The organism is Pseudoalteromonas sp. bablab_jr010 (assembly GCF_016464105.1).
Classification (GTDB): domain Bacteria; phylum Pseudomonadota; class Gammaproteobacteria; order Enterobacterales; family Alteromonadaceae; genus Pseudoalteromonas; species Pseudoalteromonas simplex.
Map to the genome: position 1 here is coordinate 1 of NZ_JACDWV010000100.1, position 26,596 is coordinate 26,596.

Below are 26,596 nucleotides of genomic sequence, written 5' to 3' on the forward strand. Positions count from 1 at the left end.
AGATACCATTAATGGCGTATATATACCCAAGCCACCTCAAGATGCAGAATTCAGCGTTTCACAGGTGCTTAATATCAAGGCGTTACTTTGCAAGAATGGTGGCCCCTTTTAAGAAGTAACAACGATGAGAGTAAGTGCCTGTGAAACGCCCAGAGGGTTGGTTTAAAAGCGATTTATACTGCGTTATTGATTTTAACAATAGAACCACTATTATTTGCAATCAATGCCTTGCCTAAATCGCTTTTAATTCCAACTGAAACTCGCACCTTGAGGTGGTTTGGGTATAATTAATTTGGAGGTACCTTATGTCATTAAACGACTTCGACTTATTTCTCTCATCAATGGAAGACGTAAAACCTCTTAAACATGACACTGTTCAATTTGATTCTACGAAACAGGGCCCTTCTTTAGCGCAACAAGAAAAACGTAAAGCTGCTGAGTGCGATTTAGCAATTGATGAAAACTATTTACGTACTGAATTCGTTGAGCTATTAGATCCTCATGCCATATTGGCATTTAAAAAAGATGGCGTACAAGGCCAAGTATATAAAAATCTGCGCTTAGCTAAATATCAACTCGATGCCACGCTTGATTTGCATGGTCAGCCTCTTCAACGAGCGCGCAGTACGCTTTTTAATTTTATTGATGACTGCCATAAACGAAATATTCGTGTCGTACTAATTCGCCATGGTATTGGTATTAAAAATAAATCACAGCCGGGTATTTTAAAGAGCTATACCAATAAGTGGCTGCAAGAAATTCCAGCGGTTTTAGCCTTTCATAGCGCCCTTAAGCATCATGGTGGTAGCGGTGCGACGTATGTGATGATTAAAAAGTCAGACGAGAAGAAACACGAGAACAGAGAAATCCATTCAAAAAGAAGTTAATAGAATAAGTGATTGAAGTGCAGCATAAAAACATGCTGCACATATTAACTGTGATTGGTTGGTTATGATTGGCTTACTTCAATAGCCTGAGCTGGCTGCTCTGATGCATTCGCTTGATTAAACCACGCTGAAACACCAAGAACGATTACTGACACTACGACTAGACTAAATTTAGCTCCACCTTGATTAGATTTCATAACGCCTCTTTTTTGTTATTGTTTTTTTATTGAGCAACAACAGAATAGCAAAGTTACAGATGTTAACAAGGTGTATATTAAACTAATTTGTAATGTGTCAATAACCTTTTGTTCTATCAACCTGATTTATTAGATTTTCACCTTCAATTAATCTTTTGACATTACCCGCAATTTGCAGCGTCACAGTCTCTAAATCTGACAATGCAGCACAGTGAGGTGTTAAGGTCACCTTTTCATGAGACCAATAAGGATGCACCTTAGGTAAAGGCTCTTCGCTGAACACATCAAGGGTAGCGCTGCGTAATTGCTCACTATCAAGTGCTTCAAGCAAGTCTTCATCGACAACATGCTTGCCTCTGGCAACATTAATAAGCACCGCATGATTTTGCAATTTACTTAGCAGTGATTTGTTAATGATACCCTTAGTGTGTTGGTTAAGTGGCAGCAAGCACACGAGATAATCAATTTGACCAAGCATGTCATCTAACCCCTGCTGTTTGTAATAGGTACTTACTTCAGCATCGTGTTTTTCACTATTAGACCAAGCACTCACTTTAAAGCCATTTGCGAGTAAACGCTTAGCACTGGCTTTACCGAGTTCACCATAACCCAAAATACCCACATGTTGGTGTGAATACGCTCGCTTTGGCTTCCAAGTACTGGCTGATTGTTTTAAATAATATTCTTTGAGTCTCAGCTTGTGTGCCAACACATGGGTCAACACGTACTCTGCCATATCATTTGCAAGATTATCATCAACAATTCTAACAACGGGGACGTGCGCCGCTATCTTCGTTAAGTCGATGCTATCAACGCCAGCCCCAAATGAAGAAACCGCTTTTAAATTTGCCAGCTTAGGCCATAAGTCAGCAGGGGCATTCCAAGCCAGTACAAACTCTACAGCTTCGTAGTCGGTGCATTCAGACCAAAGCTGCACGTCAACCTCTGGTAATAACGCTTGTAATCGGGCAATTAATTGGCTGCAATCTCGGCCTGTTACAGCTACAAGTAAAATCATTGTCTTCTCCATTTTGCCTCGTACTCGAAGCGCTCTTTAAAAAGTCACACAACTGCAACCTAACTGTCACAGCGAACTCTTACCCTAACCTCATCGCTGAATGCGTTTATGTTTGAGGTTTGTATGATCAGTGTTGATAAAGTAATAGAAGCAAATTTACCACAGTTAGAAAATTCACCAAAAGTAAAAGGCTTAGTAAAGAAAGGTCTGGGTTATTTATTACATGAGCAAGAGTTTGTTGCCTTTGGTGATGCATACCCACATTTACAAGGACTTGAGTTTGTAGAGCAAGTACTTGATGAGCTAGACTTTGACACGCGCTACAAGCCAAAGCAAATGGAACATATTCCTAGTGAAGGTAATGTCGTTATTGTCGCTAACCACCCTATCGGCTCTCTTGATGCATTAGCGCTGATAAAAGTCTTATCAAGTGTGCGCCCCGACTTAAAAGTCGTTGCAAACCGCATGCTGATGTCAATCACTCCGATGCACTCGTTACTCCTTCCCGTTGATAACCTCTCTGGTACAAGTAAAAAGAAAGAACTTGCTAATATCCAAAAGCATTTAAAATCAGACGGTGCGTTATTAATCTTTCCTGCAGGTGAGGTGTCACGCTTAAGTCCAACGGGCATTAAAGACTGTAAATGGAATACTGGCTTTTTACGTATGGCAAAGAAAGCCAACGCACCTATTTTGCCAATTTACATTAAAGCGAAAAACAGCCCGTTATTCTACGGCACCTCAATGATCTACAAACCCTTAGCCAGTTTGTTATTAGTCAAAGAGATGTTTAAACAACGACAAAAATCATTAGAGTTTGAAATTGGCGCGTCCATCCCACCTGAGTCATATTTAATCGAGAATTTAAAAGATAAAGAAATAGCTCAGCTGATAAGAAAGCAGTTGTATCGACTTATCACAAAAAAACCTCTGCCGTTAAAAACGCAAACCCCTATTGCCAGTCCAGAAGCAACGAAAGACCTTAAAAAAGCCATTGAAGAGTGTGAGTTATTAGGTGAGACCTCTGATGGTATGAAAATTTACTTATATCAATACTGTGGTAGCTCACCAATTTTCCGTGAACTAGGACGACTACGTGAAATTGCGTTTCGGGCAGTCGGTGAAGGCAGTGGCAAACGCCGAGATATAGATAAATACGACATGGATTATCAACACCTTGTACTGTGGGATGCTAAACAACTTGAACTAGTTGGCGCATACCGACTTGCCTGCGCACAAGACATTATAGAAAAACATGGCCGCAAAGGTTTATATACTGACAGCCTATTTAGCTACAGCGATGATATGGCGCCGTATTTTGAAAAGGGCATTGAGCTCGGTCGCAGCTTTGTGCAACCCAAATACTGGGGTAGAAAGAGCCTAGACTATTTGTGGTTTGGCATTGGCGCATTTGTGAACCGGTACCCGCAATACCGCTATTTGTTTGGCGCAGTTAGCGTATCTAACGCGCTCCCCGAGCAAGCTAAATCGCTATTGGTTCACTATTACCAGCATTATTATGGTGCTAAAAAAGTGTTAGCTATCCCCAATAATGAATATCGCCATACCGAATCACAAAAAGAACAATGTGCTCAGTTATTTGCTGGGGATGATATTAAAGAAGATTTTGTTGAACTTAAGCATGTGCTTGCCAATATTGGTGCGCAAGTCCCAACCTTATTCAAACAATACACAGAGCTTTGCGAGCCAGGAGGCGTACAGTTTTTAAGTTTTAGCATCGACCCTGAGTTCAATAATTGCATTGATGGATTAGTGCTTGTCGACTTAGATAAAGTAAAAGCGAGTAAAGCCAAACGATACTTAGGGCAGCCACGCGAATAGTCGTTATAAAATAGCTTAAAAAAGTCGGCATATTCGCCGACTTTTTCTTTTTAATTAAAGATATTCCTAAGCGCAGCTAAGTATATTTTCTCAATAGTTTTTAAATCTGCGATAGGAACATGCTCATTAACTTGATGAATGGTATGGTTTCGCACGCCACATTCAATCACTTGCGTGTGCTCATTGGCAAAAAAGCGACCATCTGATGTGCCACCACTGGTACTAAGCATAGGGAAGCTGCCTGTTACTTCATGCACGGCTTGTTCAAGCTGCTGCAACAAGCAATTGCTCGCCTGATGCAAGGTATAAAATGATTCGCACGGACGCTCCCAAACAAGCGTTAGCCGCGAGGCTAAATCTGCCAATGCAAACTGAATTTCTTCTTTAACGTCTTTACTTTTGTAGCCATGACTATAACGTACGTTAAACGTGATCTCACATTGAGCAGGCACAAGATTATCGACCACATTGGCTATATTAATGCCGGTTACTTGCAGTGTTGTTGCCGAGCTTGTTTCATCTTTGTGCCAGCTAATTGCCGTTAAGCGCTTTACGACCTCTGCACTTAAATGTGCAGCGTTTATGGTGTTTTCTGGATAAGCAACATGCCCTGCTTTACCTTGAATAGATAATCGAGCAGACAAAGCGCCTCGCCTGCCATTTTTAATGGTATCACCCACATGCTGATGACTCGTCGGCTCGCCAACTAGGCAACCATCTAGCACAACACCTTGTTTGGCTAGACGCTCAGCAATTAATAAGGATCCGTATTCAGCTTCGCCCTCTTCATCTGAGGTTATTAACCAGTAAAATGTGCCGCGTTTATTGCTATTTTGCGCTAAAAAACGTTTTGTTGCGCAAAGCATCGCAGCAACACCGCCTTTCATATCTGCTGCGCCACGGCCATAGACACTGCCATCGACTATCTCGCCACTAAAAGGATCAACTCGCCAATCACCTTCTGCAGCAGGGACCACATCAATATGGCCAGAAAAAGCAACGATAGGGCCTTCACCAAAGGTGATTTTAGCAATTAAATTAGTAACATGATTAAAGCTAAATACCTCACAATCAAAGCCGAGCTGGCTTAAGTTACCTTCAAGCCAATCAATTGCACCTGCTTGAGCGGGCGTTACCGATTTAAATCGGAGCAAGGTTTGTAATGTTTCAACCACCTCAGATTGCACCGACTGGTGCGTTACTAACTCTGCATTTGATATCAAACTCATAATAACCCTAATCAGTTAGAAAGCTTAGGTTATTACAACGAGAGATTATGACCGCAGTGTGAAACTTAAATTAATGATTTCCTTCTTCAATAAGGGTTTCTTGAGTTACCTTGGCAATGTCTTTGTCTTCTTTGGTTAATTGTGTTCGTTGCCAACGACCAGCTGCGAACCAAAGATAAGTAATAATCGCCACAAGTACATTCGTAATAGCAAACGAATACCAAATTCCCTGCGGTCCAAGAGAGGTATGCTTAGACAAAATATACGCGGCAGGAAATTGAATAACACATTGTGAAAGCAGTGACACAACCATCGCATTTAGCATGTTGCCTGAAGCCCTAAATGCAGCGACTACACAAAGCTGCACGCCTATTCCGCCCCAAGTTAAGCACATAACCCGAATGAACTCTGCACCACCCGCTATCACAGACTCATCATCAGGAATGAAAAAAGCCACCAAGTATTCAGCAAACAGATAAGCAACAACACCCACTATTGTCAGGCCCAGCAGTCCCCAAAGTGAGGCTAATCGTGTTATTTGTGCTGCACGCTGTGGATTTCCCGCCCCCATGTTTTGACCAACCAAAGTCGAAACAGCCATTGAAAGACCCATTGCCGGGATCATCACCATTTGTAAAATATTAGATCCAACACCATAAGAGGCAATCGTGTGCGTACCAAAGCTAGCTACCAAAAACGACATAATAATTAAACCAAAGGCTCGCGCAGAGAGTTCAACCGAGCCAGGCGCTCCTAAAAAGAAGGCTTGCTTCATATACTGCCAGTCTGGTTTAAAACTAGAGAGTTTAAGTTGAATGCCGTGACGCCCTCGCAAAAACACCCATACCCCGATTGCAGCCGCTAAACTTTGCGTGATAAGTGTGGCTAATGCAGCGCCCATTACGCCAAAACCCGAAAAGTCACCAAAACCAAAAATCAGTAAGGGGTCAAGCACAAAATTGAGTAACACAGTACCGCTTACAATATAGAGCGGCACCTTTGTTTGCCCTATACCACGCATTAATGCTTGAAACATGGCATAAATAAATACAAACACAACGCCGATAAAAGATACATGCATAAATTTAAGGGCATCACCAAACACTTGATCTTCAACACCTAATAAAGTCAAAAAATATGGTGAAAGCATATAGCCTATTAAGCCAAGTATGGTTGCGGTAATTGTCACCATTAACATAGTTTGGGCAGCAACGTGATTAACCTTATCTTGCTGACCCGCTCCCATGTATTGAGCGGATAAAATAGCGCCCGCCATTGCCAACCCAGAGCCAATAGCAATCACTAAAAAAGTGACCGGCATACTGACAGAAACGGCAGCTACTTGCTCTGCCCCTAAGCGGCCTACCCAAAATGCATCGGTCAGTTGATAAGCCGACTGCAAAATATTGATTAAGATGATCGGGATACCTAATTTAAGTAGCGCTTTTGAAATCGAGCCATGAAGAAATAAGTGCTGAGGATCAGCCATGCAAAACACCTAATAAGCAAATAACACCGTTAGTTTACCAGCCGCAACTGAATATAGAGTCAATAAGAGTCAATCTTTTTTTGATCTTCCCATTTAAAAACTTAATCTAAATCAAAAAATGGCTTCACCTAGTTCAAACATTTTTGAAACTTTGATCTAGAACAGGTTTTGTCCGCTGCAACTTAGTAATAATAGCCTCAACCAAATAAGACAAGTAGTTCGCGGAGAACAACATGAAAACTAAATTAAGCATTGCATTACTTACTTCACTATTAGCACTCTCTCCTGTTGCAAACGCAAACTTAAGCGTGAATGTAGGTGCAATTAATGTAAACCCTGATAACGACAGCTCAAAAATCAATGAAGCGCCAACGTTAGGACTTCGTGGCGATGACAATACCCAATTAGGTATTACGATTGATTACTCTTTTAATGACAACTGGGTTCTTGAATTAGTTGCAGCGACACCATTTAGCCATGATGTTCAAGGAACTGGTGGCTTAGCGGGCAATAAAATTGCCGATATTAAACAATTACCACCATCACTAATCGCCCAGTACCACTTCTTAGACTCAACTTATAAGTTCCGTCCTTTTGTGGGTGTAGGTATTAACTATACAACCTTCTTTGATGAGAAACCTTCTGCGGCTTTAAAAGCAACATTAGGTACTGACGATGTAGAAGTGAAACTAGATGATTCATTTGGCTTTGCAGCTCAAGCTGGTTTTAACTACATGATGAGTGAAAACTGGGGCCTACATGGCATGGTTTCACTAATCGACATCGATACAGACGCAACAGTTTATGCTGACGGCGCAAAGGCATTAACTTCGACGGTAGAAATTGACCCAGTTGTTGCTATGTTCGGTGTTAAATACAAATTCTAACTTTCATTTTGTGAAAGCCCATACGCACAAAAAGGCCATTTAATGGCCTTTTTTTTCATCTTCATTTAGTCGATTACAAATTTATTCTTTAACTCTGGCATCATATTTGTTAAACCCTAGTGAACAAATTATATTTTTGAAAAAAAACATTTTTTTGAGCTAAACTTCAATTTAAGACGTATTTATTTTGCTAAATTTCAAGGGACTAAGAAATATCTGAATTTTCAGAGCCAGCGGTTATTGTTCCCGATAACCAACAAAGATACAATATAGCAATAATAATATTGACCTATACAATGTAAAAAAAATGATAACGAGGCTTGCCTTTTGAAAAAGATTATCAACTATTTACTTATAATTTCATGTTTAACCTTAACAGCATGTAAAGTGAAAGACCCTGATGAAGATAAGCCGCAAGAGCAAAAGCAAGATTCCATCAGTGCTAGAGAAACTTTACTTGCTGGTAAGGCTGATTTATCCCTATCAGTGGTGGATGAGAGTAAAGCCAATTTAAGCAATGTTGTCATAAAAGTCGCAGGACAAAGCTACACATCAGATGCCGATGGCAAAGTTAACATTAGCGATTTGCCTTATGGTAACCATGCCTTAATGGTGCAACAAAACGGTTACTTTGCAAAAGCAGGGGTTATCGTTAATCAACCAAATTATGCAACTTCTCAAGTACAATTAGAAACAAAAGCTCAAAACAGTAAAAGCCTGATTTTTGCTGGAGATACTATGTTTGGACGCCGTTATTTAGATCCAAGCTTATCGACTATGGGAACAAATATCCCCGATGTTAAAAATGCACTTATTCGCCCTGAAACAGCTGGGGCAGATAGTGTTGCAATTACTGCCGATGTTGCTGAGCTATTTTTAAATGCAGACTTTGCTTCCGTTAACTTTGAATCACCAGTAACAAGCAACCCTAGTACCGTTCATCCAACAAAAGAGTTTAGCTTTTTTTCTTTACCTGATTCACTCCAAGGACTTTCAGCCATAGGCGTTGATTATTTGGGGCTCGGTAATAACCATGTGTATGACTATTTACAATCGGGTCTTGAAGACACACTTATAGAAGTTGCAAATGCGGGGTTCTTACACAGTGGTGCTGGAATAAATGACACTGACGCTCTTGCACCCGTGAATGCTAGTCTTGGGGACATTAACTTAACACTCTTTGCTGCAACCTCTATCACTGGAGATGAGCATGAATTTAATTATGTTGCAGAGCAGAGTAAAGGAGGAGCGGCAGATCTTACCAATGCAAATGCAGTAAATGATACTCTACAAGCTCTTGATACTAATAATTTTATAATTGCACAAATGCATGGCGGAGATGAATATAGTTACTCGCCAACAAGTTATATAGACGGTCGGTTCCAAGCTCTTTCTTCGCAAAATACTGATTTATTAATAGCTCATCACCCTCACGTTGCTCAGGGTTTTGCTGTTTATAATGATATTCCTGCAGTACTCGGCTTAGGTAACTTTGTGTTTGATCAACCTAGATTAGACACTCTATTAGGTGTTGCGGTGATGATTGACCTAAACGCAGACACACAAACAGTAAATCGTGCCTTTGCTTACCCTATTTACATTGAAGACTACAAGCCTCGTTTTACCACTGGCTTTTTAAGTAACTATTTAGTGCGCCGTCTAGCAGAGTTCTCAGATGACTCGGTAACGTTAATACCGCGTGACAATTATGCTGAAGTATATTTCTCTAAAGACCAAGCAACAAAGCGTACTTCACAAGTGACCGTTACACTCGATAGCAGCAGTGACATAATTGACTTACGTCAATATGCACCATCATCCGCTGCATACTTGTCTAATATTGAAGTGACTAGTGGTGAGCTTAGCAATAGCATTTTAGGCCGAGACATCATGGTATTCGGCGATTTCGAAGACTGGGATAACGACTCAGAAGCTTTTGAGGTAAGTCGCTGGGATCATACTAGTGATAGCGTTTTTCCTTGCACCGATAAACCCTACGCTGGGATTCAAGCTCTTTGCTCTAGCCGCGATGAGTTTGACAATACCCCTTCAATCATTCCTTTTAGACACACTATGCGAGTGATGGAATTGATTGACGAAAATGGGGCGCCATTATTGAGTAAAGATTTCTCATTATATGGCTACTTACAATCTGAGAATGGTGGCAAGCTAGAAAGCTTGTTGACTTATACAACCGAAATTGATGATCTTACTTTTTCGGAAAATGAAGTTGTTATCAGCAACGGAGGTGATAACTCGTGGCAAGTATTTAGCCATGATTTCAGCTTACCTTCTGACGACTTTACCCTTGGCCCAAAAAACTTACCGCCTCGTGGTATTAAGCTTCAATTTAGACAATATGCGCCAAGTAATGGCGAAGCAATAACGCGCTTAGACAATATCGCGATGATCACTTGGCAAAACCCAATCAGTCTTGAAAATAAGCAATGGCAAACCAGTAAAATGCATGGATTTGACTTTTTAAAAGTCTCTGCAAGTAATGATACGAGTATAAAGCTCACTTTCACTTTACTTGACTAAGGAGGAGCAGTGGCTGTATTTCAACAATTGTTACGATTGAGGCACCAACGTGCGTTTTGGTTAACAGTTAGCTTATTTGCGATTGTAATGTTCAGCAATTTACTGAACCTATTTCAGGCAAGTAATGCTTTTTTATACCAAGCACTTGAGCCATTAGGTCAAACACAGCAAACTAATATCGTATTAGTCAACAGTGATAATTTGAGCAATAATCACCAGCAGCTGGTAAGTAAACTTCATGATTATAAACCAAAAGCGATTATTGTCTTAGCCGATGAACCTTTGCAGTCCTTACCGATAGACAATGTATTCTATCCGTACTCAAACAAAAGCTATTGTGTCCCTCATGTAATTGCTTGGGCAACCTATCAGATTCAAATTCCTTCTCAAGAGGGTTTGAATTGCATAAGTATTTGGCAAGAAATATTTGATTATGAGAATAATCAAATAGCCTTGATTGACTTTAAGCTCGCCGTGGCCGCTTTACCAAAATTTAGTGCTCAAAGAGTGCTTAACTTTGATGTTATGAGTGAACAATTAGAAAATAAAGTCATCATTGTGGGTCAAAAAGCTTCCTCATTTAACGTGCAAATACACGCGCCAAAACTTAACGGCTTACATGACCCACTATTACTCACGGCTTACATGGCTGACAGTATTGATAAGAACACTGTAGTAACACTGCTAAAACCAACCTACTCTATTGTTATTGAATTAATTTTAGTGGTGGTTCTGCTTTTTAGTTTTCAGAAACTATCACTCTTTTACTCATTTTTCATTGCCTTCATGAGTATTTTTGTCTGGTGCACAATTGGTTATTTTTTCGTTGAATCAATGCAGATTTATATCCCAATAGGCCAGTACATTATACTTACCTTTATCACCCTTCTCTGGATCCTAGTTGTCCGCAAAGTAACAGAGGATGCAGAGCTTAATGTTGTGGTTAATAATATCCAACAAAAGATGATGGGACGCTTCATACCACAAAGCTTTATAGATCAAGCTTCGCCTTGGGACCCTATTATTCAGTTAATTAGTCAACAATTAGACTTAGAGAAATCAATTTTCCTTGCTCGCAAAGAAGATGATCACCGAGTTGTAGAAATTCGTGCAATGAATTGTAATTTAGATGACATACAAGAAATGCGCAGAGATTATCAACGAACGCCCTACAGTAATGCGTTAAAGTCATTGGGGATAGTGCAAATAACTCGACCTTTTTTTAAGCATGTTAGTGCGAATGAAATTGAATTTATGGTACCGCTTGTTTATGCCGGTGATGTACGCGGTTTCTGGGCACTTTCAGTGATCCCAAATACGCAGTTCAATCAACAAGCCTTTGAAAAGAATGTTAATAGATTTGCTGCTCAAGTCGCTGAATTGCTATTCCATTACCATATTTTTAAAGCCACTGAGAGAAAAAATAAAACTCTAATTAACCAACTACTTAACTTGAGACTGCATGAGCCTACGAGCCAGCGAGTTAAGCGCTCTATTGATGAAATGGAGCAAAAAATGACAACTTTAGAAATGGTATTCAGCCACACTCGTTCTGCTAATATTTTGTTTAACTTATTTGGCCAAGTTATTCAGACGAATGCCGCATTAGAGCAATTTGCAAAACAACATCAAATTGCTGTCTTTGAGATGACTGCATTAGATCTATTATGCCGCTGTTGCAAACTGGATACTGAGGTTGCCAAGGGCAAACTTCGTTATGTGACGTTAAACAAAGCTGAGATAAGTTTACCTGCCAAACTTAATAACCGAAACTATACGCTAAGTATTAAAGCACTGAACACCGACAGTTCGCAAACTGCCTCAGGCGAACCATTTCAAGTATCAGGTATCTTATTTGAATTTATTGATAACCATGCTGTCATAGACGAGCAAGAAGCCACTAAAGAGGACCAAAGTTAATGGACTTTGTACTCGCGCTTTTTCCTGCAGGCACAGGCTTAGGCCAGTCTGTTATTACTACCGTATGGGTAGGTACTGCGGTCGTCTGCTTGTTAAATTTGCGTTTTGGTTTCCCTCTGACGGGGCTTGTTGTACCAGGCTACCTAGTCCCTTTACTGATTATTAGCCCAACCTCAGCTGCGGTTATTATTATCGAGGCAATCGTTGTTTATGCATTAATGCGCTTTAGTGCTCATTATATGATGGAAAAGTTTGGCTATGGAGAAATGTTTGGGCGGGATCGCTTTTTCGCCATAATCTTGCTTAGTATTCTTGTGCGTGTCTGCATGGACACATTGTTTTGGCCTTTAATTGCCGCTCAGTTAAGCCAATGGGATATTACTTTTGATTATGCATCTCAGCTTTATTCTTTAGGCCTTATTATTATCGCACTAACAGCGAACGTGATGTGGAACGGAGGGTTTAAGTACGGGCTTAAAGTAACTTTCATTCAATTACTTATCACTTTCTTGCTAGTTCGTTTTGTCTTAATGCCTTTTACTAATTTTAGTATTGCTAATTTGGGCATTATGTACGAAGCCGTTGCCGCTTCAATCATCGCGGCACCAAAAGCATATATCATACTAGTCATCACTGCATTTATTGCTTCTAGAGCAAATATAAAGTACGGCTGGGAGTTCAATGGAATAATGCTACCGGCATTACTTGCACTGCAATTAACTCAGCCTTCAAAGCTTTTAACTTCTTTTATAGAAACGGCCGTTATTTTAATAATTGGTAGCTCATTGGTGCATTTTACTCGGCTAAGACATGCGAACATTGAGGGTGCCAGACTATTAATGTTCTTCTTCACTATAGGCTTTGTCTATAAGTTAATACTGAATTATGTCGTTGTTTGGTATTTTCCTACGCTCAAAGTGACAGACACATTTGCATTTGGCTACATGCTTGCAACTCTACTGGCACTAAAAATATATCAAAAGAATGCGCTTGGATTAGTAATCAGAGCAACATTTCAAACTTCGGTAATTGGCGGTATTTTCGCTATTACTGTAGGTTTCTTAGTGATGTTAGTGCCCTCTTTGCTGTCTAATCAGGATGTACATTCAGATATCGACAATCCACATGTCATCACCTTAAATCAACAAGTAAGCCAATATAAGAGCTACTTATACACAACTCGGACAGATAAAGTAACAGTCAGTAGTTATAAAGCTAATCAAGCAATTAATGATTTTAAGCATGCTGTTTACCAGTTAAATCAATCACTTGAGAACAAGCAACCCATAGCAAAGTTTGGTTATTTATTTAGCGAGCTGGGTTTTTCGCTTGAAAGTGATGAGCAATATGTTTACTTGGTAGATACCTACGAAAGTCAGCAAAGAGGGCTATTTATTTTTAATAAAACGCCAAAGTCTCCTTTGTTGATAACTATTCCCTATCCAATTACAGAAAGTCTAGCGAGTGACTCTGCAAGCTTGATTTTTCAACATATGAATAATAAAGCAATGTTATTTGGCACTGCTAAAACGCCACAAAAGACGATTGCAACGGAAGATCAACAAAGCTTTTATTATCAAGCTTTCATTGACGCACTACAAAGTGACGAAATCTTACAAATTCGAGAAGCTAATCGCTTCACGGCAGCACTAGTTGAAAAGCCTTCTAATAAATTCGACAGCCAATATTGGATATATAACCAACTACCAACTTCAATTAGCCAAAGAGACATTCACCAATTTGTAGGCAGTGAGGCAACTTATTTTGGTGCAGCAACACAAAGCAGTTTGCCAACAGCGAATTACTCGGGCTCTATGCTTGAACTATTTTTAGATAGTGCTAACTATACTAATATTTTGGCTAACATTTATCGCGATAACTATAAGTACAATACCCCCCAAATTAGCGTTATCAATGAAGAAATAAATACTATTGTTGACGAGTTTGCTTATCAAATTAGTAAAAAAGGTAGTTTTGAGTATCAACCTCTATCAGAAAGCCAAATAGCGCTGTGGGAGTATGAAGTTTTAAAGCCACTCTATAAATTAATTACACAGATAGGTAATGCCCCACTGACAGAAGACAAGCTTAATCAGTTAAAGCAAATCAATGGCACAACCGAACTACTTAACTATCAATTGCAACTAATCAACAATAGCAGTGGTCGATATCTATTGTTAAGCCCACTTAAAAATAATGAAGCACGCTCACAAGGACAAGGCCTTTACGCTTTTAAATTGACTGCTCATGAAGCTATCACACTCAGTGTACCAAGGCCTTTATTTGAAAGTAATACGCTGAGTTTTGCAGCTGAATTATTCTCCGAGGCAAACACTGCCAATTTATTAATTGCGGGGGCTCACCCTTATGCGCACCCTAAAGCTAATGTACTTGGGGCTGATAATATTGACTCTTTATTTAATGTTATTCATCAAAGCTATTTGCGCTTTACAGCTAATCAGCCTAGTTTACACATTCAAATCCGCAGCCATAGCGCGCCGTCATGGGTACGCCCAAATGCAATTGCATTCTCAGCTACGCGCATCAGCGATGTGGCCTCGCCACTAATGAAACAAATCGACGGAAAACTGAATAACTTAGGGGTTGAATATCAAGTAGTATCAGGACAAAAATCAACGCGAGGTCTTGAAATAGGCAGCTCACCTCAATCAGGATACCAACAATTTAATAGCAATAGTGAGCTGGCAACATTATGGCTGGCATCAGACTTTAAAGAACAATTTTCAATCGACCAAAACAGCGTATTGCAACGATTATTAGCAATATCTACCAATACAAAGGTAAAAACTATAAATCTGGCTACCTTGTCGCCACTAAACTGGCAAGCAATCTCGACTAAAGAAAAGCAACGAATTCAAACTCTCGTTAAAAACTATATAGCTCATCAGCGTTTAACATCATTAAGCGGTTTCTGCGAGCAAATTAAAGATTGCTCTTTACACACCATTAAGCTGGAAAATGCAGACAAGTACGCGCTTATGATTAAGTACAATAACGATATTGTGGCAATCTACAATCCAACCAATAACCAGCTTATTGATCTGAGCTTATTTAATAGCATTATGGCTGGAGGCGCATATGTACTTAATTAAACGCCTACTTGCTATTTTAGCAATCACAATTGCTTTAGTGGCACTTTTTTATTTCTCACGAAACATAATGGTATGGATCAACTCCGCTGAACCCATTGATGCGCGTACTAGTCAAGAAACACGTTCAAATGTTCAGTGGCTTAGTAGTCAAAAGCCACTACAGTTTACGTTTTCAAATCAACGTACTCACTCACTACGCATTTTATCAAATGCCGTGTTTGATCAGTCAGTTGTACTTGATCAACCGGTTAATTATGCAATTAAATATGTGCTATATGATCAAGAAGGAGATGTCATTTTAGACAAGGTTTACCATCATGCATCTAAATTGGTTACAAACTCGCAAGAGCAACAAGTAAAACAAATAATTGAAAACAAACAATCATTGAACGTCGCATCTGGTCAATCTTTTTATTTACCTATTAAAGATTACCCTAATGCTGCGAGCCTAGATTTAACCCTTATTCCTGAACAAACTAACCTACAGGGTGTGGTTGTTAGGGTCCACGCTAAAACTCCTGAGCAAAGTATTGATCCGCTTAACAGCTGGCTAAAGCGTCCTTTAGAAAGACGCAGACGAGCAACTGATTACCTTACTATGGGAGAAAATACTTTAACTGATGGAGAGATTAGAAATGCGATGGCCTTTTGGTGGCAAAAGATTGCACCACAGGGAATTCCTGACATAGATTTTAAATCAGACATATTGTATGAAAGTTTACCCTACAATGTAGTCACATATGACTTTAGTGAACAGCAACATGATCTAGGCTCTTATTTCACGAAACCGGGTCTTTGCGCGAGTATTCGCTTAGAGGAAACCGATAGCCTGATATTCAAAACAGACAAACAAGGGCTGCTTCCTTCGTTAATTTGGTATGACAAACTACAGTTTTCCCCTCCTTTACCTGTAAACTTTAGTGCAATAGACGAAGCTAATAGTTATCAAACTGAGCCTCTTAATCCGGGCTTAGTCACAATCTGCAGCGAAGATAATTTATTAACGCAATGGCGAACATTATCTGGTAATGCAATCTTAACTAGTTACTCAGGCAGTTACTTGGCTAACAGCCAATCCTCTGTCAGTTTTGATATTGAATCGCAAAGCCATTTAAATATTGAAGTTCGAGCTCTTGAGACAAGCCAACTAAATGTCACCTTGTTTGATGAAAGTAACGAGCAAATCGAGAGCTATTCTGTGACATTGAAAGGACAAGCTTCAGAGTTTGATCGTTTGATTGCCGAAAACACGCAACGTCAAGATGTTGGTATGTTAGTAACTTACTATTTGCGCTCGCCAAAGAATGCAAGGCGAGTCGAAGTCAAGGCAGATAAAGATGTCTATGTTCGTCTGAAATCCCGCTTTGCTGATTTTAACTACCAAAGAACCTTAACTCACGGCTTGGTGACAGAATCAACTACAAACTTTCATGATATCGCTGCGTGGTATGAACAGCGCGCCAATAATCATTATGAACTTACATTGATGGGGCACTTTTCGAATATTCGGACTTTCACGCCACCAGCAGAGTTAGATCCACAAGTCACATACTATCAATCTAGGGAACTATTTGATCAGCTACCAATTTCAAATGTAGCACTAACACTAAGCCCCAATAAGTACTATTTACCTAAACAACCCGCTCAGGTTTTTAACTACGGTATTTATAATAAGAATAATTATACGCCGTATATTAACTCTGAAGATAACAGCCTAATTTATCGTTTAAAGGGTAATAGTGCTAAAGAAGCTAATATGGCGGATTTATCTGTTTCACAACTACAGCAAATCCAAGACAGTTCTCGCTCAATGTATCAAAATTGGTATGGTAATCGGCCTTGGGTTAAACAACGCCTGTACCAACTAAATAAAAAGACTCCTCTAACACTCAGATTTGATAAGTATCAGCGCCCTATTAGTCTTGTTTTCAAAGTTGCTAAATCAAATAATAAGGCTCCCGTTGAGCTTAGTGTCAAACAAAGAGCAAAATACAAGTCAGGACTCACAAGCGAATACAGTATTAAAAAGCAAAAATATCAGCTTTATCCATCTGAACTAATTAATGCTTTTTTGATTCACCCAAAGAATAGCCGACTGAATAGCTATCCAAGTGTCACGCACTTAGTATCAAGTGATATAGATACTTTACACTCAATAACAATCGAGTCATCAGAAACAATCTGGCTGTCTATTCTCGATGAATACCCTGCTCAAGAGCAAAAAGTAAGGTGGTGGAATAATGAAAATTAATGCTATGTTACTGGTTTTTTGCACTTTTATGGCGGCATGCAGTGCCGAGGAAACTAGCTTGCATGATTTAAAAGAAGATTTTCATGCTTGGCTATTAAAACCGAACACTGAACTAACACACTTCAATTACAAGGATGGTGTTTTTAAAGCAAAAAAAACAATTACCTCCGGTGGCGAGATTCATTATAAGAAGACTGGTAATAACTGTATTGCTTATGCACCTCATCGCTATTTTGATAAACACACGCTAAAAATAGCCAAGGCAGTGTTTGCTGAATGTCAGGTGTTACTCACAAATTCAAAACATAGAAATACCCTTGATCAAAGTAATAATAAACTCGATTTTGGCAAATACAAAGTTAGTAGTGCGAATGCATTTATTCTTGCCTATGCTAAGACTGTAGAGTCTTTTTCTATTTATCAGGTACATGGGTTTGCAAAGGAAAAGCGAAAAACTTTACAAGGGCGTAATGCAGATATCATTGTTAGCAATGGCTCTAAAACACCGTCAAAAGCAACTGTAAAAATATCTGAATGTTTAAATAATCAAGTAGGCTCTAATGTTATGCTATTTGGTCGTGATGTTTTTGAGCTCGGAGGGACAAAAAATATACTTACCGACATGGCGCCTGTTAATAGCCAGTTTTTTCATATCGAGTTAAGCCGTCAAATGCGTGAGCGTTTAATAACTAATAGCCAACTTTTAAAGCAGTTTAGCCAATGCCTTATATCATAATAGCCTTAGTCACTTTTACATTATTCAGCATCAACATGGTGTATGCTGCTAAGCCTGAGCATGCGGTTCTTGAGCCCCCTATTTGGTTACAAACAACGCCAAAACTGGCCCCTTTAACGTCTACTCAAGAGTTGCAATTTGATGCCAAGCAGCATCAGTATTTATGGCTACCAGAAGGCCATTGGCTTGAGATAAATCCCGATTTATTAAATCAATTTATTATCAGCGCCGGAAACACACAATACATTCAGCAGCGTTTACAAGTTCATCGGGATCTACTTTGTAATTCGAAACGATGCCAGCTTCCGGCAACAGGCCATAATCGTATAATTGCCATTCAGAATCACCTTGACGAAAGCGCTAGCTTTAGGGCTCTTGTCGGTCACTATCAAGCAAAAAGAGATAGTTTTCGGCGTGCACTCAAGCTAGCAAAACCATCTGTTTTATTGACCACACAGCAAGGCAATGAGCGTTATTATCAACTGCAAAAAGATGAAGAAGTTACGCTGTTTTTTCCTGCAGCAAAAAAATTAAAGCTATCTGTTAGGCAGAATATGCAACTTCCTGATCGAAACGGTGTTGTGTACGCCTATGTTGATAACGTTTTAACAGCAAAAGTGAATACGATTAATAGTCTCGCTGTTGAATATTCAGATAAGAATGTTGGTTTAGTTAACTCAGATTATTTGGCTATCGACGCAGGCCAATACCTAACCATTAAAAGCGCAACAAATTCACTGGTTAAAATAGAGCAAAGCCACCGCGCAATTTATGATGATGGTGCAGCCGCAAAAGAACAAGAAAAGCAACTAATGCCATATTGGCTAAATACTGCCAATGATCATTTAAAATCAATTTACCAAGAGCACTCGTTGGGGCCGTTAAGTAACACTGTTTTTTCTGAAAATGACCCGCTTAACGTAAAGCGATACTATAACTTGCTTTCGATGATGAGCATCGACTCACAACTTGTTGGCAGCTATCGAAACCAATTGCCTGTAGAAAGTAAAAGTGAAACCATCACCGAGCTTGCTGAGCTGCGTTTAGTCGATCATCATTTTTACCCTCGTATCAATCATCAGACTAGACTTTTAACAGCTCTGTCTCAATCTGCACAAGTGTTTGACTTAACGGTAAAAGAACGAGCTACGCCTTGGCTTACCCTAATTGCAAAAAGTAACAATGACACACAATTAAAATTCACCGCAGGTGAGCAAAGCTGGCTAGTTAACCTGAAAGCGACAGAACACTTTCAAACATTAACACTCTCTGTGCCTTTAAAAGAAAAATCACTTTCTATACAAGCACTTAAAAACACAACGGAACATATTGATTTTGCACTATACGCAAGAACTCTAGCTGATATCCCCATGGATGAAGTACTCTACCAGCAGCCGAACAAGTTAAGTGCAAAGAGCCCTACCACAGAGCTGATTATTAAAAACTACTTGCACAAGCAGCATGCGGACTATTTAGCTTCAATTGAACCTTATACACCCGCACAGCAGCAATTAAACATAACAGATTGGGAACAGTTGCTAATGACTGCTAATGATTTAGCAAAATCTGCGCCATTGGATGCCCTTCGCTTTTTGAAAAAGCTAAGCCAGCATAGTAACCATCAAGTTGCGGAAAAAGCATGGCAAGCAAGAATTGATATTTTGAGGCAGCAAAAACAATTCCATTTAGCAAATAGCTATCTAGAAGGTTTATACAAAAGTGCAAAACAGGCTCAATTGCAGCATTTTGCAAGTTTAGAGTTGATTAAAATTTACCAAGAGCAGCATCAAGACTACAAACTATTTGCCTTGTGCGCTGGTAATTTATCGTCAATTTCCAATTGTAGAAAAATCTTGATCAGGCTTGCTGTTAAACAGCAGAAAAATCGTTTAGCGACGTGGCTAGCTCATCAGTCTGATCAGCAAAACATCGCAGAACCAAGTTTCGCAGCACTAAATTTTCAAAGTTTGGTTTCAAATACTAAACAAAATGACCCTTTATATCACTTAGTAACAGCAGAGCAAGCTGGACTTATTGATGGACAAGGCAAAATACAAAATACCGTGCTAAGTGATAAGAAACCGTGGAAATTTACTGCTACGCACCCTATTCATTTAGCGATCAAAGCTCGGGTAGCTGCGAAACAAAATGGTGAATATCAAACGGCTTGGCTAAAAGCCGATAGCCAATATCAGCATAAATTGATGCCAATTTTTAGTGATATTCCAGCAAATATTCAGTTTATAGATAATCAGCAACTAGCATCTATATCGGCAACCTTAATTATAAGCTTGCAAGTCGGAGAAACTCTGACTTTGAGCGCTGATCATATGACATATCTTGATGTAAGCCTGCTCCCTAATGATTTAGTTTCTCAATTTGACTACCAGTCTGATGCTGCCAATAACCTGACTGCAATAGACTTTATGTCATTAGTTTATTCACCTACCGCATCACAGTATGACTTATTAATTAATGGCTTATACCAATTAAGCAAAAGGCGTTTAAACGACAATCAATACACTCAGCTACTGCAACGTCTAGAGACCTTACCAGCAACAGCTAGATCGACCTTCATTCAGAATAGAATTGAAAGTTTTGGTCAGTGGCAACCTATTGAAAGCATGCTAGATTATGCTGGAACTCGACTATTTAAAATGCAAGCTCCTGCACAAAGTAGCTTTGCTGATCGTTTTACCTTGCTTAACACCCAGTCTGCGTCAGAGCAAGGGTTACAGTTACGACCATTCCATACTTTGCATATTGATCTAGCTCAAACTGCTGGACAACAAATCCGTTTTAAATTTCACTTCTCTACTGCAGAGTTAGCACGAGACAATGTCGCAAATGTTTCACTTCGCTTAGCTAATGAACTGAAAACCTGGTCAGTTTCACAACAACAAAGTGTGCCATTTACTTTTACTAAGCAAGAGCTAGATAACAACATAATCAGTATTAGATGGCTCAACCCTTACCTATCGCAATACTTAACAATAGAAGCTGAACAATATCTAGCCGGAAAATGGCAGCACTTAGAGCTACCAACCAAGTTATTATTCTACACGGTAATACCGGACACACCGCTAATAGCAACTTTATCGGCCGACAGGCTGATCAAGTTGGAAGAAATCGACGAACAAAGACGAACAGAACGTCGCTTTTTTCATCCTGCAGGAAAAATCGAAGTTAAAGCTGAAAAATTGGAATATGTCCGCCTATACAGTTGGCAGTTAAGCGAGCATAACAATAAAATTTCTGCTTACTCGCAGACTAAAGCTGCCCTGCCAGAGTTGATCACCTATCAAGCGCCTGAAAAAGTAGAAATCGTTAAGGAGCAAACAGAACTACACGCAGATGAACTCAACTGGCAAGTTTTTGCTCGTTATGATCAACAGCAAATTTTTCAAAGCGCTGAAGATATTCCCACCCGCGAAGAAACTGATATTGGCGCTAGAATTCGGATAAATGATGATAATCAATGGTATCAGTTAGAGGGATATTACTCATTCAGTGATACGCAAACTGATATTATTAATTTAAATGGATATTACTCTTGGGAGGATGAAACAACGCCTTGGTATATTGATAGCCAAATTAATAGTCGCTGGCAAATGAGCCGAGAGCAATTTGATAGTCAATACGCGATTGATGCCAGCATTAGTATTGGCCAAATATGGCGACAAGACTCAGTGCATCGCCATCAATGGCAAATAACTCCTTATGTTCGCTACAGCAGCGCTGATTTAGCTGACTACCTCGCTGATGATAAGCTTAACTCAGGTATTTTTAATTTTTACAGAGAAAATCATTCATCTGGTTGGTTAGGGCTCTACCAATATAGATATCAACCCTGGGTCGATAACTACCTTAATTTTGGTGTTTCTTCCGGTTCTAATGATGATTGGAGCAGCTTGGATTATTTACGTTTTAACTCTAGTTGGAATCAATATTATGAAGGCCATATTCTCCAGGTGGGGCTAGATAGTTATTACCGCTTCGCTGATGAACATCGTGCTACTGCCACATGGCAATATATCTCTCGCTTTGCATGGCAAAAGCAGATTGACTTAGGGGGCTTCTCACAAGGCTGGCTTAAAGTAAGCTGGCAACAAGATTGGGTTTGGAATAACCACAATATTAGTGTTGAGTTTTCATCTGGCAATAACTTGCATACGGGCTTTGCTCCCTATGCACACGATGAAATTATTTTTCCAACACTTCAACTTAACCATTTGTTAGAGCTGAGTGACTATGAGCAGTAAAGTTTTAAAAGAGCGCCTTGAGTCTCTACTATTTGCCGATATAGCCAATTTTTGGTTAGACCTTTATCGCCAAAAGTATAAGCAACTCGTTAACGAATTAAGTGAGTGGGAGCTTATAAAGAACCAGCCAGATGATAATGACGAAGATGATTGGTTGTTACTTCAAGCTATTGCTTTTTTAACTCACAAAATTGATAAGCTGCAAAACCAATTAACCAAACTTGATGGCGATCATCGTCGCTTTGTTGAGCGTTTGAGTCATGCGGAATTAAAAGCCGAGAGGCAATTTCATATCCTTGATTATGCAAAAACATTAGGGGCAAGTGAGTTGCAACTGCAAAAGGATCAAGATGCTTTTCAGCGTTGGTTTGATGAAGGGGCAATGATTAATCGTTACCAAGATAAAACCTCTGAACTTGAGCAATCATTAAAGTTTTTGATAGGAAAGCTCGGTGATTTAACAAACCGTTATTTACGTAATCACCAAAATGACATGGCTCAGTCATGGTTAAGGCTCGATTTAGAAGGCTTCTTTTTAAACCTACTAGAAAAAACAGACAATGAAGCAACACGAAACTCATTATTTAGAGCGTTAGCTAATCAGGTAAATTTGCTTAATGAATATGTCGAAGATCCTGAGTTTAATGCAGATTTAGTTGAAAACTTACTACAGTCATTAGAGAAGCCAACAACACCACACGCAGCAAAAGTCGATATTTTAGAAATACTAATTAATCTTAGACCCACTTTTACTCGCTACTTTATGCGCTCTCATATTGATCTGGACGTTGATAAAAACGGCAAAGTAGATCGCCAGCAGTTATTTTTAATTACTTCATTTGCCAAAATCATCTGCAAACAGTTTTCCTTAAATGAGGCAAACCGTAAACTGATTTTTTTACTTGCTAAACATGCTTACCCTCGTGTTCGTCAAAGTGTTATAGAGCAATGTTCCGTTTTGCCTTGGTCATGTGTAACCGATTTACTCAATGAGCGGATGCAACTTGAAAACAGCCCAGCTGTAAGACTAACATTAATTAAACAGTTATCAGACCCGCGCTTTAGTGAACAGCAATTAGGCTTTAAGTTATGGCAACAACTCCTTGAGGAAACTGATAACTTTGCAGAACAACGTCTATTACTTGAACTCACTCCGAGGATCATGTTTAACCTTCAAGTTGATAATGATAATCATGACTACACTCAAGAAATATTTAAAGCGTTTATAAATGTATTAAACCGACAACTTGAAGAAAAAACTAACCTTGCAGTAAAACGTATTATTAGCCGTGTTCGAGAGCAGTTAGTCAGTTTTATGCATCAGCAACAAGTTGCACAATTAGAGGTGAGCTTAAGTTCAGACACATCCATTGACTGTAAAGAAGTAGATGAAGATTTGCTTGGCCGACTACTAAGTAAACAAGCTCAGCATTATGAAGCGTTCAATGTTAACCTAAAGAAAAAGTCATGGCAGGTGCAATTGGGTTATAAGCGTGGCTTTAGAATCTGGCGCTTATGGCATGAATTTAAGAACCCTAGTACCGGAAAAAGACAAAGCTATAACCATTTACAGGCCAGAAAGCCTAGTGCATTTATGCATGTACCAAGTTGTACTGTTGCAGAGATAAGCCAGACAGAAGTACCCGGTGAGCCTCGTTTTGATGAACATCAATTTAGCTCACGACCACACTTGCCATTACTTGATTTCTTATTAAGTACCTTGTCTCAAGATAATTTAAAAGCGCCAGCTAAATCCTATACCCCTGATGGCATTTTGATAGTTTCACCACCAACAAGTTTATTTAAGCGTTTATATGCATACTGTTGGATTTCATTGAACTACGAAAAATTGAATGAGTTACGAAATGGTAGTGAAGTAGAACAACAACACTACCTAGAAAACATTCGCAGTAAGGGCTTTACGCTAGACTTCCAACCATATGGAATGTTGTTTGATGTAGCGTTCCCTGTCGAATCAGGTATTGCTAACCTTTATAAAAAGCTCGCAATTACACCCTTTATTTTTAACATTGGGTCAAGCTTTAAAGAGTATGCGTACTCAATTTACCAAAACAGCATTGGTCAGCTAATATTTTTTGTCATTAGCTTTATCGCTTACTTTTGGGCGAGACATATAAAAATCAGCCGTCAGATTCAATCTGACAGAGCACTTATTCCTGTATCTATTGGCGGCTGGGGAACACGTGGGAAATCCGGAACAGAACGCCTTAAAGCGGCCCTTTTTAGCAGCTTAAGTCTAAAAGTAGTAAGTAAAACAACGGGCTGTGAAGCTACGATGATTTATGCAAGGGCAAGTGGTGAGCAGTTTGAAATCCCCTTATTTCGTCCATTCGATAAAGCCAGTATTTGGGAGCAAGGAGATGTTTTGCACTTTGCTAAGAATGTAAAAGCAGACGTATTTTTGTGGGAATGTATGGGGCTCACACCACGTTATGTGCGTATTCTTCGCAACTGGATGAAAGACAATTTCTCAACCATAACAAATGCCTACCCAGACCATGAAGATATACTCGGTCCAACAGGTATCGATGTTGCAAACGAAACCAGTCACTTTATTGGCGAGAATAGCTTAGTATTTACCAGCGAGCAAAATATGGCACCTATTTTAGACGTCAATGCCAAGCAGAAGAACTCAAGTTTGATCCAGGTGCATTGGGCCGATGGCTTGCAAATTACAGACGATATACGTTCTTTATACCCGTACCAAGAACATCCAGCTAATATTGCGCTAGTTTGTAAAATGGCACAGCATATTGGCTTAAGTAAAGACTATGTTTACAAAGAAACATCGGCCAGAATCATTCCCGATATTGGTGTTTTACAACATTTTGAAAAAGCTAAAGTGGGTAAAGTAGAACAATCATTTATTAATAGCATGTCAGCAAATGAACGTTTAGCAACGTTAGAGAATTGGCAACGGTTAGGGATCTATGATTTAAATGACAACCCCAAAAAACAGGTTATTGCTTTAATCAATAACCGAAATGACCGTGTGGCTCGCTCAAAAGTGTTTGCAGATATTTTAAGTCACGATTTGCGTTTCGATAAAATAGTTGTAATTGGTACAAACGTTGATGGGTTTTATAGCTACTTTATTAACGCACTCATTGAGCGATTAGATAAAATTATTGCAAATAATAATCTAGAAGAATTTAATAAACTTTTATCTCAGTTCAACTTTTTAACTGAAGAACAATTAATTGCTCGGTTGAGCGACGCATACGATCTAACTCTTGCTAATAAGCTCATAAAATTAAACGGCAACTCGCTTAAGAAATCTAATATTAACGCTCTTCTGAAAGATGCTACCGGTAACTCAAATGAGGCCGAAGCATCGGCTATTTTACAAAATCTATTTGTTTATCAACAACGTCAAACATTAGAGTTGCTTAAGCAAGATATCGTTAACAATAGCGAAAAGCTAAAAGAGGTTATTGTAAATACAATAAAATCTAACGTTGTGTTACATGAAAACAGTAGTTTATCTGCTGATGAACTAACGCGGTCAATTGCCCAATTAGGTTTAGTAAATAACCATCAAGTTATTGTTGGTATGCAAAACATTAAAGGCGCTGGCTTGAACTATGTTTACGCTTGGCAGCAGTGGCAGCGAATAAACCATACTCTTGAACATCTATTTGACCAACAATGTACAGCTAAGGAGTTCAGAACAGCACTAACAAACCTCAACATGATTGTTTCCTTTAATAGGTTAGAAGTGGCCACATTAAAACAACATTTGAGCACATTGAAAAAAATGCACTTGGCGCAGAATGAGTTCTGCCAAGCAGAAATCACTAATCTACTTGAAAAACTTGAGGCATATAGTTCTGAAGACAACATTGAGAAACAGCAAGCATTGCCTATTCAATATTTAAATCAAGTGGTTGAGTCATTTCTTGATGCAGGAGCAGCTGTTAAACGTAAGAAAAGAGCAAATCAAATTTATAAAGATATAGCTGATCAGCGAATTACCTTAGAAAAGGCGATAAAAATATTAGGCAAATTAAGCCGCAATCAAAAATCAGGCTGGTTTGCTAACAAATCTAAACCCAATTAACTTTTAACCTAGCATAAAAGCGCAGGGTAATCCAAAAGGATTGCTTTGCGTTTTTTATTATTTTCCCATCGAAAAATCAGAATTTTCCTACAAACTAAATTCTTATTAAAAATCAATTGATTAATATGAAAAATTAAAAAAGT

The 26,596-nt window shown here is 39.1% G+C and carries 14 protein-coding genes; 10 read left to right on the forward strand and 4 right to left on the reverse strand.

Translation table 11 applies throughout. The annotated features are described in order from the left end of the window. The first annotated feature begins 305 nt into the window (after window positions 1-305). Window positions 306-887: a DNA endonuclease SmrA gene (smrA, locus tag JIG37_RS09995; RefSeq protein ID WP_054561916.1), complete on the forward strand. Its 582-nt coding sequence runs from the start codon at window positions 306-308 to the stop codon at window positions 885-887. A 62-nt stretch (window positions 888-949) separates the two neighbouring features. Here smrA and JIG37_RS22845 read toward each other — a convergent pair whose 3' ends face one another. Both JIG37_RS22845 and JIG37_RS10000 read right to left on the reverse strand, forming a co-directional pair. Then, window positions 950-1,084, reverse strand: a complete 135-nt coding sequence (locus tag JIG37_RS22845; protein ID WP_258535966.1) for a hypothetical protein — start codon at window positions 1,082-1,084, stop codon at window positions 950-952. Window positions 1,085-1,181: 97 nt separating this feature from the next. Then, on the reverse strand, window positions 1,182-2,102 hold the full coding sequence (locus JIG37_RS10000; protein ID WP_199529288.1) for a glyoxylate/hydroxypyruvate reductase A: 921 nt from the start codon (window positions 2,100-2,102) through the stop codon (window positions 1,182-1,184). A gap of 123 nt (window positions 2,103-2,225) precedes the next feature. Between JIG37_RS10000 and JIG37_RS10005 the strand changes: the two genes are divergently transcribed. Beyond that, complete coding sequence (locus JIG37_RS10005; RefSeq protein ID WP_199529289.1) at window positions 2,226-3,944, forward strand: lysophospholipid acyltransferase family protein; 1,719 nt, start codon at window positions 2,226-2,228, stop codon at window positions 3,942-3,944. A 50-nt stretch (window positions 3,945-3,994) separates the two neighbouring features. Here JIG37_RS10005 and dapE read toward each other — a convergent pair whose 3' ends face one another. Then, the gene (gene dapE / locus JIG37_RS10010) at window positions 3,995-5,173 is read right to left on the reverse strand and encodes a succinyl-diaminopimelate desuccinylase (RefSeq protein ID WP_199529290.1); all 1,179 of its coding nucleotides are present in this window, start codon (window positions 5,171-5,173) and stop codon (window positions 3,995-3,997) included. A 70-nt stretch (window positions 5,174-5,243) separates the two neighbouring features. Continuing rightward, window positions 5,244-6,662: an MATE family efflux transporter gene (locus tag JIG37_RS10015; RefSeq protein ID WP_054551768.1), complete on the reverse strand. Its 1,419-nt coding sequence runs from the start codon at window positions 6,660-6,662 to the stop codon at window positions 5,244-5,246. 233 nt (window positions 6,663-6,895) lie between these two features. Between JIG37_RS10015 and JIG37_RS10020 the strand changes: the two genes are divergently transcribed. From JIG37_RS10020 to JIG37_RS10055, 8 genes are all read left to right on the forward strand, one after another. Beyond that, complete coding sequence (locus JIG37_RS10020) at window positions 6,896-7,549, forward strand: OmpW family outer membrane protein (RefSeq protein WP_054551769.1); 654 nt, start codon at window positions 6,896-6,898, stop codon at window positions 7,547-7,549. 327 nt (window positions 7,550-7,876) lie between these two features. Further along, window positions 7,877-10,090 (forward strand): CapA family protein, encoded by a 2,214-nt coding sequence (locus tag JIG37_RS10025; RefSeq protein ID WP_199529291.1) that lies wholly within the window; start codon window positions 7,877-7,879, stop codon window positions 10,088-10,090. Window positions 10,091-10,099: 9 nt separating this feature from the next. After that, window positions 10,100-12,010 carry a hypothetical protein gene (locus JIG37_RS10030; protein WP_199529292.1) on the forward strand — a complete coding sequence of 637 codons (1,911 nt, stop codon included), beginning with the start codon at window positions 10,100-10,102 and terminating at the stop codon, window positions 12,008-12,010. Next, the gene (locus JIG37_RS10035) at window positions 12,010-15,123 is read left to right on the forward strand and encodes a poly-gamma-glutamate biosynthesis protein PgsC/CapC (RefSeq protein WP_199529293.1); all 3,114 of its coding nucleotides are present in this window, start codon (window positions 12,010-12,012) and stop codon (window positions 15,121-15,123) included. The genes JIG37_RS10030 and JIG37_RS10035 overlap by 1 nt, the downstream gene beginning before the upstream one ends. Further along, on the forward strand, window positions 15,110-17,374 hold the full coding sequence (locus JIG37_RS10040) for a hypothetical protein (protein WP_138616939.1): 2,265 nt from the start codon (window positions 15,110-15,112) through the stop codon (window positions 17,372-17,374). The genes JIG37_RS10035 and JIG37_RS10040 overlap by 14 nt, the downstream gene beginning before the upstream one ends. Further along, window positions 17,364-18,110, forward strand: a complete 747-nt coding sequence (locus tag JIG37_RS10045) for a hypothetical protein (protein ID WP_199529294.1) — start codon at window positions 17,364-17,366, stop codon at window positions 18,108-18,110. Before JIG37_RS10040 ends, JIG37_RS10045 begins: the two co-directional genes overlap by 11 nt. Further along, window positions 18,095-22,372 (forward strand): hypothetical protein, encoded by a 4,278-nt coding sequence (locus JIG37_RS10050; protein ID WP_199529295.1) that lies wholly within the window; start codon window positions 18,095-18,097, stop codon window positions 22,370-22,372. Before JIG37_RS10045 ends, JIG37_RS10050 begins: the two co-directional genes overlap by 16 nt. After that, a complete protein-coding gene (locus JIG37_RS10055; protein WP_199529296.1) occupies window positions 22,362-26,453 on the forward strand; it encodes a poly-gamma-glutamate synthase PgsB in 4,092 nt (1,363 codons plus the stop codon). Before JIG37_RS10050 ends, JIG37_RS10055 begins: the two co-directional genes overlap by 11 nt. Window positions 26,454-26,596: the final 143 nt, after the last annotated feature.

Coding starts and splice junctions, on each gene's coding strand:
- JIG37_RS10035 (WP_199529293.1), top strand. CDS start 12,010: ATGGACTTTGTACTCGCGCTTTTTCCTGCAGGCACAGGCTTAGGCCAG.
- JIG37_RS10055 (WP_199529296.1), top strand. CDS start 22,362: ATGAGCAGTAAAGTTTTAAAAGAGCGCCTTGAGTCTCTACTATTTGCC.
- JIG37_RS10045 (WP_199529294.1), top strand. CDS start 17,364: ATGAAAATTAATGCTATGTTACTGGTTTTTTGCACTTTTATGGCGGCA.
- JIG37_RS10005 (WP_199529289.1), top strand. CDS start 2,226: ATGATCAGTGTTGATAAAGTAATAGAAGCAAATTTACCACAGTTAGAA.
- dapE (WP_199529290.1), bottom strand. CDS start 5,173: ATGAGTTTGATATCAAATGCAGAGTTAGTAACGCACCAGTCGGTGCAA.
- JIG37_RS10015 (WP_054551768.1), bottom strand. CDS start 6,662: ATGGCTGATCCTCAGCACTTATTTCTTCATGGCTCGATTTCAAAAGCG.
- JIG37_RS10020 (WP_054551769.1), top strand. CDS start 6,896: ATGAAAACTAAATTAAGCATTGCATTACTTACTTCACTATTAGCACTC.
- JIG37_RS10040 (WP_138616939.1), top strand. CDS start 15,110: ATGTACTTAATTAAACGCCTACTTGCTATTTTAGCAATCACAATTGCT.
- JIG37_RS22845 (WP_258535966.1), bottom strand. CDS start 1,084: ATGAAATCTAATCAAGGTGGAGCTAAATTTAGTCTAGTCGTAGTGTCA.
- smrA (WP_054561916.1), top strand. CDS start 306: ATGTCATTAAACGACTTCGACTTATTTCTCTCATCAATGGAAGACGTA.
- JIG37_RS10050 (WP_199529295.1), top strand. CDS start 18,095: ATGCCTTATATCATAATAGCCTTAGTCACTTTTACATTATTCAGCATC.
- JIG37_RS10000 (WP_199529288.1), bottom strand. CDS start 2,102: ATGATTTTACTTGTAGCTGTAACAGGCCGAGATTGCAGCCAATTAATT.